The organism is Staphylococcus carnosus (assembly GCF_900458435.1).
GTDB lineage: Bacteria > Bacillota > Bacilli > Staphylococcales > Staphylococcaceae > Staphylococcus > Staphylococcus carnosus.
Genome location: NZ_UHCT01000001.1, coordinates 2,497,666 through 2,511,274 on the forward strand (window position 1 = coordinate 2,497,666; position 13,609 = coordinate 2,511,274).

15 protein-coding genes, 1 riboswitch and 1 other annotated feature are annotated in these 13,609 nt (G+C 36.3%); of the genes, 1 reads left to right on the top strand and 14 read right to left on the bottom strand.

From position 1 onward, the window contains the following. Positions 1–44: 44 nt before the first annotated feature. The 7 genes from DYE31_RS12230 to DYE31_RS12785 form a co-directional block, all read right to left on the bottom strand. Positions 45–500, bottom strand: coding sequence for a DUF4097 family beta strand repeat-containing protein (locus DYE31_RS12230; protein WP_160149097.1), 456 nt, complete (start codon positions 498–500; stop codon positions 45–47). Next, positions 487–867: a hypothetical protein gene (locus tag DYE31_RS12235; protein WP_012664101.1), complete on the bottom strand. Its 381-nt coding sequence runs from the start codon at positions 865–867 to the stop codon at positions 487–489. The genes DYE31_RS12230 and DYE31_RS12235 overlap by 14 nt, the downstream gene beginning before the upstream one ends. After that, the gene (locus DYE31_RS12240) at positions 864–1,424 is read right to left on the bottom strand and encodes an HAAS signaling domain-containing protein (RefSeq protein WP_012664100.1); all 561 of its coding nucleotides are present in this window, start codon (positions 1,422–1,424) and stop codon (positions 864–866) included. Before DYE31_RS12240 ends, DYE31_RS12235 begins: the two co-directional genes overlap by 4 nt. Continuing rightward, positions 1,417–1,740 carry a PadR family transcriptional regulator gene (locus DYE31_RS12245; RefSeq protein WP_012664099.1) on the bottom strand — a complete coding sequence of 108 codons (324 nt, stop codon included), beginning with the start codon at positions 1,738–1,740 and terminating at the stop codon, positions 1,417–1,419. The genes DYE31_RS12240 and DYE31_RS12245 overlap by 8 nt, the downstream gene beginning before the upstream one ends. A gap of 236 nt (positions 1,741–1,976) precedes the next feature. Beyond that, a complete protein-coding gene (locus DYE31_RS12250; RefSeq protein ID WP_012664098.1) occupies positions 1,977–3,104 on the bottom strand; it encodes a 5-methyltetrahydropteroyltriglutamate--homocysteine S-methyltransferase in 1,128 nt (375 codons plus the stop codon). A 68-nt stretch (positions 3,105–3,172) separates the two neighbouring features. Beyond that, positions 3,173–3,414 (bottom strand) — a binding site (T-box leader). 143 nt (positions 3,415–3,557) lie between these two features. Continuing rightward, on the bottom strand, positions 3,558–4,142 hold the full coding sequence (locus DYE31_RS12255; RefSeq protein ID WP_012664097.1) for a DUF5067 domain-containing protein: 585 nt from the start codon (positions 4,140–4,142) through the stop codon (positions 3,558–3,560). Positions 4,143–4,284: 142 nt separating this feature from the next. Continuing rightward, positions 4,285–4,452, bottom strand: a complete 168-nt coding sequence (locus DYE31_RS12785; protein ID WP_012664096.1) for a hypothetical protein — start codon at positions 4,450–4,452, stop codon at positions 4,285–4,287. Positions 4,453–4,525: 73 nt separating this feature from the next. Next, positions 4,526–4,631, bottom strand: a riboswitch (SAM riboswitch). A gap of 164 nt (positions 4,632–4,795) precedes the next feature. Here DYE31_RS12785 and DYE31_RS12260 point away from each other — a divergent pair. Next, positions 4,796–5,269 carry a thioesterase family protein gene (locus tag DYE31_RS12260; protein WP_012664095.1) on the top strand — a complete coding sequence of 158 codons (474 nt, stop codon included), beginning with the start codon at positions 4,796–4,798 and terminating at the stop codon, positions 5,267–5,269. 52 nt (positions 5,270–5,321) lie between these two features. Here the strand turns inward: DYE31_RS12260 and DYE31_RS12265 are convergent, their stop codons facing one another. The 7 genes from DYE31_RS12265 to DYE31_RS12295 form a co-directional block, all read right to left on the bottom strand. After that, positions 5,322–6,104 (bottom strand): (S)-acetoin forming diacetyl reductase, encoded by a 783-nt coding sequence (locus DYE31_RS12265; RefSeq protein WP_012664094.1) that lies wholly within the window; start codon positions 6,102–6,104, stop codon positions 5,322–5,324. Between the two features lie 137 nt (positions 6,105–6,241). Continuing rightward, positions 6,242–6,841, bottom strand: a complete 600-nt coding sequence (gene cysC / locus DYE31_RS12270; protein ID WP_012664093.1) for an adenylyl-sulfate kinase — start codon at positions 6,839–6,841, stop codon at positions 6,242–6,244. Between the two features lie 5 nt (positions 6,842–6,846). Next, complete coding sequence (gene sat / locus DYE31_RS12275) at positions 6,847–8,046, bottom strand: sulfate adenylyltransferase (protein WP_012664092.1); 1,200 nt, start codon at positions 8,044–8,046, stop codon at positions 6,847–6,849. 18 nt (positions 8,047–8,064) lie between these two features. Beyond that, positions 8,065–8,967, bottom strand: coding sequence for a sulfite exporter TauE/SafE family protein (locus tag DYE31_RS12280; RefSeq protein ID WP_012664091.1), 903 nt, complete (start codon positions 8,965–8,967; stop codon positions 8,065–8,067). Positions 8,968–9,126: 159 nt separating this feature from the next. Further along, the gene (cobA, locus tag DYE31_RS12285; protein ID WP_012664090.1) at positions 9,127–9,900 is read right to left on the bottom strand and encodes a uroporphyrinogen-III C-methyltransferase; all 774 of its coding nucleotides are present in this window, start codon (positions 9,898–9,900) and stop codon (positions 9,127–9,129) included. A 24-nt stretch (positions 9,901–9,924) separates the two neighbouring features. Further along, positions 9,925–11,634 (bottom strand): NADPH-dependent assimilatory sulfite reductase hemoprotein subunit, encoded by a 1,710-nt coding sequence (locus tag DYE31_RS12290; protein WP_012664089.1) that lies wholly within the window; start codon positions 11,632–11,634, stop codon positions 9,925–9,927. A 23-nt stretch (positions 11,635–11,657) separates the two neighbouring features. Beyond that, positions 11,658–13,502 carry an assimilatory sulfite reductase (NADPH) flavoprotein subunit gene (locus DYE31_RS12295; RefSeq protein WP_012664088.1) on the bottom strand — a complete coding sequence of 615 codons (1,845 nt, stop codon included), beginning with the start codon at positions 13,500–13,502 and terminating at the stop codon, positions 11,658–11,660. Positions 13,503–13,609 lie beyond the last annotated feature (107 nt).

Below are 13,609 nucleotides of genomic sequence, written 5' to 3' on the forward strand. Positions count from 1 at the left end.
CTTTTTTATAAACTGTGCTACAGCCTGTATATAAGGTAGTACGATTAATTTATTACTACATTACCCGTATCTGTATCCACTTGAACCTTAAAATTACCTTGTCCATATTTTTCATCTTTTAATTGAGGTTGATTTATTCTTATTTCACTGCCGTTATCTTCATCAGTCTTATCAACGAGTTTAGTGTTTTTAGGTGCTTTGGCATAATCTAATTTGATATCTCCGGTATCGGTCCTTGTATCGATGTTAGCATCTCCGTTAATAGATTTGATGATAATATCACCAGTATCACTTTGTGCAGTTACGTCTTTAAACTCTGTTTTAAGTAGTTCTATATCTCCAGTATCACTTTTTAAGTCTAATTGATTACTTTTACTATTTTTAAATTGAATATCTCCTGTATTCGTTACAGCTTCAACTTGTTCGGCTTTCAAACCTTCAATTGTGATATCACTCGTATCATTATGCAAATCTACTTTTTCTAACTTATGGTCTGGCACAGTAATCGTGATATCTGCTATCTGCTGGTTTGGTTCCTTTAAAATTAAAATTAATACGAGGACCCTTTTGTGCTTCTTTTACAATAAGTGTACTGTTTTTGATCTCACTTGTTATTTCTGTATGTGCTTTATCTCCACTTTTCGCTTTAACGCTAAAGTGCTTTCCGTGTTTCACTTTGATGTCTGCTAACTGACCATTTACTTGCAGCTTTTTAATTGAATCATCTTCTTTTTGATAATCTTTTTCGTAGTTCAAGGGATGAGAAGGTGTATTTGAAACTTTTTTCATTTCAAAATATGTTGCTAATCCGAAACCGATAAACATGAGCAGCCCGATTGTGAATAATATTATCAATACCTTTTTCATGAGCGTGCACTTCCCTTCACAACATTGATATTCCATCTAAGATACTTCATGAATAAAACGAAACTCCATTTACAAGCCAAGTATGTGACGACGAGCAGTATTAAACCAACACCGAACATGGCAAAAACGGAATAAGTTTCTACCGGCATGATGGCACTGGCTCCATCTATGATACCTTTCACTAAGAGTAAAACAGGTGAAACAAGTAGTGTCACAGTTGTTGTAATAAGCCCAAAGAGGAGACCGATCAGTGTTGTTAGAACTCCAAAGACTACAAAAAAGTTCAGGATACTGAGTCCCATAACTGCTAAGATGGCATTAGTAACATTATTAGGGTTTTTAGAATCTTCAACTTTATCCATTGCAGAAGTCGCACTCATTTCACGTCCGATAGACTTAGGATTGCCAAGTTCTTTAGAAATTTCTTCTTCTGTCTTACCAGCTTCTTTACCGCTGATAAAATGTGTTTCATATTCATCAAGGATATCTCGTCGTTCTTCTGGAGTGACTCTTGTTAAATAGCGATCTAGTAGTCTTAAATATTCTTGTTTATTCATCAACTTCACTCTCCTCTATAAACAAATTGACAGCATCTGTAAAATCTTTCCATTCTGCTAAAAGTGATTTCAGACGTTCTCGTCCTTCTTCTGTAATTTTGTAGTACTTACGTGCCGGCCCTTCTGTTGAAGGTTTAAAATATGTGGTCAAATACCCTTCTTTTACTAGGCGGCGCATAAGTGGATAAACTGTGCCTTCTGCAATTGAAATACGAGGTGTGATTTTTTGAACTAAGGAATAACCGTATTGATCTTCACCTTTGATAATGAGTAGTACTAGAAATTCCAAAGCCCCCTTCTTAAATTGTATATTCATCGCATTACCTCCATATACATTAATCAGTACTGTGTAATGTTTAGTAGTTGTTATCTATAATATAGCATGCGGTATTAAACATTACAAGGTAGTGATTATTAAATAATTGTAAAAGTTGTGACAATTTTCACTTTCAGGATTTTGAAATGTCAAAAACCTTATCATTACGCCTTTGAAAGACATAAAAATACCGTTGTTTTGGTTGCAATAAACCAAAACAACGGTATTTTTTTCAATTAACCTTCAACTTTTTCGGTGTTCCATACTTCTTCAGCAATACTTTTTACTAAACGTATTTTTGCCCATTGTGCTTCTTCAGTTAGATTGTTTCCTTCTTCTGTAGAAGCAAAACCGCATTGTGTACTTAACGCTAAATTCTCTAACGGGATATATTGGCTTGCTTCTTTGATACGTGCAATCACTTCGTCACGATCTTCGAGTTGACCATCTTTTGAAGTAATTAACCCTAGAACAACATTTTTCCCTTCAGAAACATGTGCTAATGGTTCAAACCCTCCAGAACGGTCTGTATCATATTCTAAAAGATAATTATCAACATTTTCTCTATCAAACAGTGGTGAAGCTACAGAATCATAAGCCCCTTCTGCAAACCATGTTGAACGATAGTTTCCGCGACAGACGTGTGTTTGTACTGTTAAATCTTCAGGTAATCCTTCAATTGCTTTATTGTTTGCTTTAACAAATACTTCTTTTAAACGTTCTTTCTCTTTTGCATCGCCATTTTTACCATTAATTTCTGTTTGATCTCCTACCAATCTTCCCCAAGTTGTGTCATCAAACTGGATGGTACGTAATCCTTCGTCATATAAATCTTGAATAACAGTTTGGTATGCCTCAGCAATCGCATCAATCAATTCATCGTCTGTCGAGTAGAACTTTCTAGTAGCCTCTAAATTTTCTTTACGTGTCAGTTCAGAGAATAAACGTGCAGGTGCTGGTACTGTTTGACGTGCTTCAATACCTTCTGGTGTGTGTGCTTTTAAAAATTTATAATGTTCGACAAATGGATGATTTTCTCCGCTTATGTAATTGCTTAATCTTGCTGTTTCAAAACGAGATTGTACATTTTCAAATTCAAAGCCTCCCGCATCTTTAATTGCTTCTACACCGTTTAATCCCCAAAAGAAATCTAAATGCCACCAACTGCGACGAAATTCTCCATCGGTAATAGATTGCAATCCGTTTTCCACTTGTTTTGTGATGAGTTGTTTAATCTCTTCATCTTCTGCTTTGGAAAGCGCTTCTTGATCGATTGTTCCTTGTTCAAATTGTGCACGTGCTTTTTTCAATGCTTCTGGTCTTAAAAAACTTCCTACAATGTCATATCTTAATAATTCAGTCATATTCAATATCTCCCTGTTTTATTTATCTTTTCCAAACAACTCAAAAAACCCCTACAGAGCTTTGGCTCTATAGGGGCGAAGAATCTATCCACGCGGTACCACCCGAATTTGTGCATGTTGAAGCACATCTCAAAAAAGCACTCATAATCAAGTACTTCCGGCGGTCATAACGTACGCCACTACGTGTCAGCTTAATCATTCAGCTAACAGATTCAGAGTCCATTTTCTATATTCTCAAATCACTTTTTCACACCATACAAAAGCTCTCTGCAGATTTTTAAATATATACTTTACTCATCTTTATCTTTTCGAATTATTTGATTAATGCTCATTGTATATTTAAAAGAATATTCTGTCAACTTAATTATTATTAACTCTTTAATAATTTTCTCAATCATTATACACAGTAATACAAATAGGCTATTTTCGAGCAAAAAAGTAGAGCTTCATACTTTAAAATAAATGTCGATTGTTTATAAAGCTCCAATAACCCCTGTACTTTTTGATATTTACTTTGATTTCACCTAAATATATATTGTCGTAACCTTTATGGGCTTTCAATATTACCGGTTTATTTACGTCATAAATATCATAAGCAATTGCACATCTTACGGATTTACCCTTTTTAATTAAATCATCTTGGTTATCAAGCACATAGTTATATTTTTCCATGTTAGGAAGTGGGCCAACATCAATTTTCTTCATAGAATCACTTGTATCTTGGTAAGCTTCAAAAGCAGTAAACCATGCTCCAATTGGGTCAATTTCTTTATCCACTTTATTTTTAGCTTCATAAGTTACAACAAGCTGCGGTTTTTCTTGCCCCTCATAAGTATTCATTGGTAAGTATTCCGTATTTAATACTTTAATTTCTAAATCATGTAACACTGCTGTATTATTTTTTAATTCTTTAGTTCTGAGCTTCTTAGATTGATTTTCTTCTTTTACTTTTTCTGAATCAATTTCACTTGTCTTACTACTATTGCATCCAGATAATATAACCGATAATAAAATAAAAATCATTGTTAGTTTTCTCATTGATGTCCCCTTCTTTTGATGAAATAATTTAATCTATTGACTTTAATTATACATTTAAACCTATAAAAAGTAACTAAGAATTATATAAATAAACGCACCTAATATTCAGTATTAGATACGTTAATAAAAATTATTCCTTCAATCACTCTTTTACCGCTTCCATAGGCACCATTTCTCTAATTGTAGCTTTGAGATTATTGATTTGCGCCTTTCTTCCCATACTACTAGCCATATTCATCGGTTTATAATTTTCCCAGTGCTCAAGTTCATCCATTTTTTCTCTGATTTGCTGTTTGCTGAATTGTTTCATTTTATTTACCACCTTTATCTTTTTTGGATAAATAAAATAGCCCTTCTTACAAGAAGAAGCGCTTCAACACATCTTCTTATCTTTCAAGTCATCAACTTGTTGGATTTAGCACGATACCGCAAAGCGGTTGCTGCTGGAGTTTCACAGGGCCAAGTCCCTCCACTCACTCTTAATAAGAACTATTTTATTCACATATAATGATACCGTATTTCTGTACTTTTTCAACTTATTAACTACAGAAACCCAAAAAAGTTGTATATTTTATTAATAAACCATCTAAACTAATAATCACCTGAAATTATGTTAAACTTCAAATATATTCAAATAAAGGGAGATGTTTGATATGAGTTCAATTTATACATACGAAGATAAGGTCCATCCTTCTTGGATTGATCACAATCATCATTTACATGATGCACAGTATTTTTCAATATTCAGTGATGCTGTGGTAGGTTTTTTCGCAAGTTTAGGTTTCTCGATTGATTATCGTCAAAATCATGATACGACTATTTTTAATTTAGAAGCGCATATTACTTTCTTGAAAGAAATGGTTTTAGATGAATCATTTAAAGTAGATGTATATGTTTATGACTTCGACCATAAACGCGTACACTTTTTCTTAAAAATGTTTAATCAAGAAGGGGTACAAACAGCAGCATATGAAGTGATTATGATGTGCATTAATAATAAAGAACGTCGCAGTGCTGAATTCCCAGAGTTTGTATATGAAAACATCGAAAAATATTACAAAGAACAAGGGGATTTCGAAATACCAAAACAGCTGGGACATCAAATTGGAATCAGACGCAAAAAGTAAAAATAAGGCAAGCAACTGTTAAAGTTCGCTTGCCTTTAATTTATTTTGTTGCTTAATTAAATACCATACCGCCATCAATAATTAATGCTTGTCCTGTCATATAATCACTATCTGGCCCTGCTAGATATGATACACATGCAGCTACATCAGATGGCTCTGATAAGCGTTTTAAAGCAATGTTTTTAGAGAATTGTTCCATACCCCACTCATAAGGTTTGCCCGCTTCATCCGCAGTTTTTTGTGCAATATCTTCCATCATCGGCGTTTTCACAATACCAGGGCAATAAGCATTTACTGTAATACCTTTGTCTGCTAAATCACGCGCTGCAGTTTGTGTAATACCGCGAATTGCGAATTTAGTAGCACCGTATAAAGCTAAACCTGGATTGCCGACTTGACCAGCTTGTGAAGAAGCACTGATAATTTTACCGCCATGTCCTAGAGACTCAAAAGCTTCAACAGCTGCTTGGATACCCCAGAAAATGCTACCAACGTTTACATCAAATACTTGGCGATATTGCTCGTACGTAATCGTATCTAATGGTGTTTGCGGTCCTAAACCAGCATTGTTCACGATAACATTGAAATCACCGAACTTATCTTTCACTTCTTTTACAGCCGCAAATACTTGGTCACGATCCGCCACATCTACTTTTACAGCAACCGCTTCATGGCCTGCATCACGTAAACTTTGCGCAACATTTTCCGCAGTTTCAATATTATAGTCTGCAACACCGACTTTAAAACCATCTTCTGCTAATCTTCGGCAAATCGCTTCTCCGATACCTTGTCCTCCACCTGTTACTAATGCTACTTGTCCTTCAACTTTTGTCATCTTGATGCCACTCCTTGTTGTACGAAATATGAATTTACGCTTATATTATAGTTTATTTTCTGAATAATCGCAAAATAACTCATAAAAAATAAGCACATACAGCCCCTCATTACTGTATGTGCTACTCATTTAAAAACTTAAATTACTTTTTGGTCTTCTAAATATTGGATAATTTGTTCTACCGCTTCTTCTACTGAATTTTCTTCTGTATCCACGATAATTTCTGGGTCTTCAGGTGCTTCATAAGGTGCATCGATACCTGTGAAGTTTTTAATTTCTCCTGCGCGCACTTTTTTATACAATTGCTTAGGGTCTCTTTCTTCACATGCCGCTACACTTGCTTTAGTGTAAACTTCTACAAATTCGCCATCCTCTAAAATTTCACGCACATGATCACGGTCTTCACGATAAGGCGAAATAAAAGCTGTTAAAGTAATTAATCCAGCATCTGATAAAAGTTTGCTCACTTCTCCAATACGACGGATATTTTCCTTTCGGTCTTCAGGACTGAATCCTAAATTATTATTCAATCCATGACGGATATTATCACCATCTAAGCGATAAGAACGTACGCCGCGTTCAAATAATGCTTTTTCTAAAGCAACACTGATAGTAGATTTACCAGATCCTGATAAACCTGTAAACCAGAGCACCACACTCTTGTGGCCATTTTTTTCCTGGCGCTCGTTTTTTGTTACTTCTGAATCATGCCATGTGATATTTTGTGATTTCACCATTTAGTTTAACCCTCCCCATTTTGTTCTCTATGTCTGCGTAAACCGCGAATCAGCACTTCTGCTACTTCTGGTCTTGAGAATTCTTTCGGCAATGGTTCACCGTTACGTAATTTTTCACGTACTTTTGTACCGCTTAAATGTACATGATATTTTTTATCATGCGGGCAAGTTTTGGCAGTTGCCATGTTTTCGCACTTTGTGCAGTAAAAAGCATGTTCAAATTTCATAATGTTGATACCTAGCTCATCCTCATATTGAGAAATGAGTTCTTGCGCTTCGTATGTACCATAGTAATCACCTACACCGGCATGGTCACGACCTACGATGAAATGTGTGCAGCCGTAATTCAATCGGACAATCGCATGCAAGATAGCTTCACGCGGTCCTGCATAACGCATTGCAGCAGGATAAATTGCTAAACGTGCGCGATTTTCCGGGAAATAATTTTTCAAAATAACTTGGTAACTTTCCATACGTACATCTGCTGGGATGTCATCTGCTTTTGTTTCACCTACTAAAGGATTCAATAACAATCCATCAACCGTTTCTAAAGCACTCTTTTGAATGTATTCATGCGCACGATGAACTGGATTACGTGTTTGGAAACCGACTACTGTTTTCCAACCTAAATCATGAAACATTTGTCTTACTTCAATAGGATCTAGTTCAAATTCTTCAAACTCACTATGATCAGGACGATTTACTAATTGAATAGGTCCAGCTAAATAAACATTTCCTTTTTCATATACTTTTTTTACACCTGGATGTGCTTCTTCAGTTGTACCATAAACGTTTTCAGCTTCTTTTTCTTTATCATAAGTGAACTTTTCTTGTAAATCTAAGACACCGTAAAGCTTGTCATCTTCTCCATATAACGCAATTTTAGAACCTAATTCATATGCATCAGCCTGTTCTTCTGTTACAGGTAATGTAATCGGGATACTCCACAATGTACCATCAGCTAAATGCAAGTTTTCTACCACATTCGTATAATCTGCTTCTCCCATAAATCCAGTTAATGGACTGAATCCGCCAATTGCGATTAATTCTAAGTCAGATAAACTCCATGCATTTAACGTTAATTTAGGAAATGCTTCTGCTTCTTTGATTAACGCTTCTCTCTCTGCACCTTCAAGTTGACGGTTAATTAATTCACCGCCGTGAGGTGTACTTGTATAATTAATAATTTGAGTTGCTGTTGCCATATTATCCATCTCCCTTGTTTAGTTTTTTCCTACTTTGTGCGTTTGCTTTTTTTGAAAAAAATTGGGTAATTTCCCAGCTTTATTTAAGGTATATAACAATAATCCTAACCAAGCGACTACAACTGTAATTCTTACAATTGTTGCCATTGATGCATCAGCTCCAAAGGCATTCATCAATGTATTGCTGTTTGTAAAAATAATGAGACCGCCGACAAAGATACCAAGCACTTCAACTGGAATCACTTTAACCATCCATGCCGCAAATGGAGCTGCTGCTACACCACCTATACTTAGTGCAGCTACTAACCCCCAATTGATTTGGTCTAATCTTAAGAAAATCAAGAAACTGACAGATGCTGCGATTGTGACAAAGAATTCACTGACAGAAACACTTCCAATAACGTGTCTTACATTAGCATTACGTCTTGAAACCAAAACGGAAGTATTAACCGGTCCCCAACCTCCTCCGCCGATAGCAGTTAAAAATCCAGCTACTGAACTAAGCGGAATCAACAACTTGTTACTAGGCGGCGGGCCGTCGGTATAACTTCTTTTTCCTTTGAATGCAAATTGATAAAGGATATATATACCGATTGAAATCAGGAACAAAGCAACGGCCGGTTTTACTATATTTGCATGAAGATGACTGACTAATGCTGCGCCGATGAAAGCAAACATGGATCCCGGCACCGCCAATCTTAGAATGAGCTTTTTGTCCGCATTCGCAAATGACATATGCGAAATACCTGAAGCTGCTGTTGTTGCAATTTCAGAAAAATGAATTGTCGCTGAAACAATGGCAGGAGTGAGCCCGAGTGTTAACAAAATTGATGATGAAGTTACACCGAACCCCATGCCGAGGGAACCGTCAATCAGTTGTGCAAAGAAACCGACAAAAGCGATAATCAATAATTTTTTCATTGTCTCTGCTCCTTTCTTCGAGTAAATGATTTCAAAATTTTCACTTTATTTTATCTAACTAGCAAACCATAAATTATATTATTCTTATTGGTTTACAAGGATTTATAGTTATAAAAGTTGAAACTTTTTATTTCAACCCTTAATTGTACAGTGTGTACTCTAATGCAATGCTGCTTCTGTTAATTGTTGGTGTTGCGCAAATTCTTGGAACCAGTTGATTTTACGATTCATACGCACCACTTCACCTACTATAATCATAGATGGATTTTTAAAATGCTTTGCATCTTCAACAATTGTTTCTAATGTGCCGACTGCAGTTTCTTGAACTTCTGAAGTCCCTTGATAAACAAGTGCGACAGGTGTATCTGCTGCTCTGCCGTTTTCTATTAATAAACGGCTGATTTCAGGCAATCGACTGACGCCCATATAAATACACAACGTTTCAGGTCCGCGTGCTAAGTGTTTCCAATACTCTTGCTTAAATGTTTTAGATTTATTCACACCTGTTACAAAAGCAACAGATGAACTATAATCTCGATGTGTAACAGGAATACCAGCATAAGCAGGTGCTGCAATGCCTGATGTAATACCTGGTACAATTTCAAATGGCAAATTTTGGTCTGCCAATACTTCTGCTTCTTCTGCACCTCTGCCGAACAAGAAAGGGTCACCGCCTTTTAGGCGTGTGACGATATGTCCTTTGCTTGCTAGGCTAACCAATAAGTGATTAATTTCTGCTTGCGGAATGGATGGACCATTCGGGTCTTTACCACAATAAATTAGTCTTGTATTTGGTTTAGCATATTCTAATAATGCTTTATTAACGAGGCGATCATATAGAATCACATCTGCTTTCTCAATGGCTTTCATGCCCTTGACGGTGATTAAATCCGGATCGCCCGGGCCTGCTCCAACTATATATACTTTTCCCATCTGATCACCCCATTGATTTAAATATTAACCGCGGAAATCACGACCATCTGTCACTTTTTCAACAATACCTTTACGTACAACGAAATCACCGAAATGTTCACCTTTTTCACGTTCTTTACTGTATTGTTCTAAGATAGGTCTTAGACTTTCCAAGATTTCTTTTTCTCCGATATTTTCTTTATACAACTTATTCAAACGGTCACCTTTGAAACTGCCGCCAAGATAGAAATTGTATTTACCTGGCGCTTTGCCGATAAATGAAATTTCTGCTAAAGCTGGGCGTGCACATCCATTCGGACAACCTGTCATTCGAATTGTAATTTCTTCTTCACTTAAACCGAATTCATCTAATAAATCTTCAATTTTTCCAACCAATGATGGTAAATAACGTTCAGATTCAGCCATTGCTAAACCACAAGTCGGGAAAGCGACACAAGCCATAGAATTACGGCGCAATCCACTATAATTTTTACCATCTGTCAGTCCATAATTATCAATAATTTTCTGAATTTCAGGTTTATCTTTCTCATCTACATTTGCAATAATCAAGTTTTGGTTCGGTGTCATTCTAAAGTCGCCTTTATGTACCTTAGCCAATTCTTTAATTGCAGTTTTTAATTTGAAATCCTCCGTATCTTTGATACGTCCATTTTGAATGAATAATGTGTAATGATGTTTGCCTGAACCTTCTGTCCAGCCTAAACGATCTCCATTATCTTCAAATTCGAATGATTTTGCTTCTTCTAATTCCCATCCTAAGCGATCATTCAATTCTTGTTTAATCCAATCAAGACCTTTGCGGTCAACTGTATATTTAAAACGTGCTTGCATACGATCTGAACGGTCACCATAATCACGTTGGATTGTTAAGATTTTTTCACAAACTTCTTCTGCTTTATCTTTCGGAATAAAGCCAATCACTTTACCCACTTGCGGATAAGTTCTCAAGTCATCATGTTTCATACCCATACCGCCGCCGACAGAGACGTTATATCCAATAAGCTCATCATTTTCTACAATACCGATTAAACCAATATCTTGAGAATATACATCGATATCATTTGAAGGTGGTACCGCGATGCCGATTTTAAATTTACGCGGTAAATAAGTCTTACCATACATCGGTTCGTGGTCTTCTTTTTTAGTATCTACAACTTTTTCGCCATCTAGCCAAATTTCATGATAAGCCGTTGTTTTTGGAAGCAAGTGTTCACTGATACTATCTGCTGCACGATTAACTTCAGCATAAATATCTGATTGATACGGATTTGGATTACACATTACGTTACGTGTCACATCACCGCAAGCTGCAATAGAATCAAGTACAGCATCGTGAATACTTTGCATTGATTTTTTCAAATTCCGTTTCAAAATACCGTGATACTGCATTGTTTGACGTGTTGTTAAACGGATTTGTTCACCCGCGTAATTATCAGCAAGTGCGTCTAATTTCAACCATTGGTCTGTAGAAACTTTACCGCCAGGAATACGCACACGAATCATAAATGCATATAGTGGTTCTAATTTTTGTTTGCGACGTTCTTGACGCAAGTCACGGTCATCTTGCATATAACTACCGTGGAATTTCAGTAATTTGGTATCGTCTTCTGCAATTGCGCCTGTGATAGGATCATTTAACCCTTCCACAATTGTGCCGCGGAGATAATTGCTCTCCCCTTTATTACGTTCTAAATCATCTAAACCTTTATATAATTCGTTATCATTTTTCGCCATCGTGGACTATCCCCCCTTAGAAATTAATAAACGTCACGTTGATAGCGTTTTTCTTTTTTCAATTCTGCTAAATAGTTTTCTGATTCTTCTTCAGTTAAGCCGCCTTCTTTTTCAAGGACGTGCACAATTGCTTGATGTACATCTTTTGCCATGTTTTTTTCATCGCCGCAGACATAAACAGCTGCGCCATTTCTTAACCAGTCGTAGAATTCTTCGCTATTTTCATCAATTAAATGCTGTACATAGCGTTTTTCTTCTTGGTCTCTTGAAAAGGCAACATCTGCTTTTTCTAAAACACCGTTATCTAACCAATCTTTGATTTCCGTTTGATATAGGAAATCTGTTGTAAAATGTTGATTACCGAAGAACAACCATGTTTTACCAGTCAAATCTAATTCTTCACGCTCTTGCAATACTGCACGGAATGGAGCAATACCAGTACCTGGGCCAATCATGATTACTGGTGTAGTTTCATCAAATGGGAATTTGAAGTTTGGATTTTTCTTCAAATATACTTTTAATTTATCTCCTGGTTCCACACGCTCTGCTAGTTGAACACTGCACACACCAGAGCGGTCGCGGTCATGTGCTTCATAACGTACTGCACATACTGTGATATGCACTTCATCTGGGTTCGCTTGGTTACTGCTGGAAATAGAATAACTGCGTGCCGGAATTTTTCTTAAGACTTGGTGCAATTGATCTGGTTGCAATGATTCTGTAGGGAAATCATCTAATAAATCAAGCAAGTCTCTGCCGTATACATATTCTTTAACCCATGCGTTATCTGAAAGACGGTCCATCAATTCTTCGTTATCGAAGATTTGTGCTGCACTTTCAAGTAATGGTTTCGTTAATTTAGTAATTTCAAAATAAGAAGTCAATGCATCAGATAATGTCATTTTTGTACCTTGCGTATCCACTTCAATCTCTTGTTCTGAATCCCAATCAAGCATATCGATTAATTCATTCACAAGTTCAGGGTCATTTTCAGGCAAGATATTAATAGAATCTCCAGGCGCATACTCATCGCCATAACCTTCTAGTGAAAGTTCAAGATGACGCACTTCTTTATTAGAACCGCGACCTGTGATTTTTTCATTTTCTAATACTTCTGCTTCAAATGGATTTGTGCGTGAATAAACTGGAGCAGCGACATCATTTTGAATTGGTTCATTCTGTGCATCTTGAACGACTTGCTTTACTTCTTGATCACCTAATTCATTAATAATATTGTCTATCCATTCATTTGCTAATTCTTCAAAGTCAATATCACAATCGACACGAGGCAAGATACGATCAGCGCCTAATTCTTCTAAGCGTGCGTCGAAATCTTTACCAGTTTGACAGAAGAATTCATATGATTGATCACCTAAAGCTAATACAGAGAATCGTGCACCTTCAAGGTTAGGTGCTTTGCGACCATATAAGAAATCATAGAATGTAACTGCATTATCAGGCGGATCTCCTTCACCATGAGTAGAAGTTACAATGAGTAAATCTTCTACTTTTTTCAAATCTTTCGTTTTATATTGATCCATTTCAGACAATGTTACGTCAAAATCTTTTTCTTTTAATTTACTTTCTAATAGTTCTGCAACCCATTGGGCATTACCTGATTCAGAACCGAATAATACTGTGATTTTTCTTGGTTCAACCACTTGTGGTTGTGCAGCTTGTGCACCTGCTGCTTCAGGTACTTGTACAGCGCCGGATGCTGGAACTGTTCTTGCAGCGCCGCCTTGCATATTTGCGGTTAAATAACCACTTAACCAAAGTTTTTGGTCATTAGATAAAGTTGATAAAGCTTGATTAATAAGTTGTGCCTGTTCGTCGTTGAACGGACTGTTTGTTGATGATAAACTCAAGTGTCTTCCCCCCATATATTAATTTTTATTCTTAGTTTTTTAGTAGGAATTATGCTTAAAAAAATATATTTTACGGAACCTATACCTAGGTCGTTTATAGGTTTGCT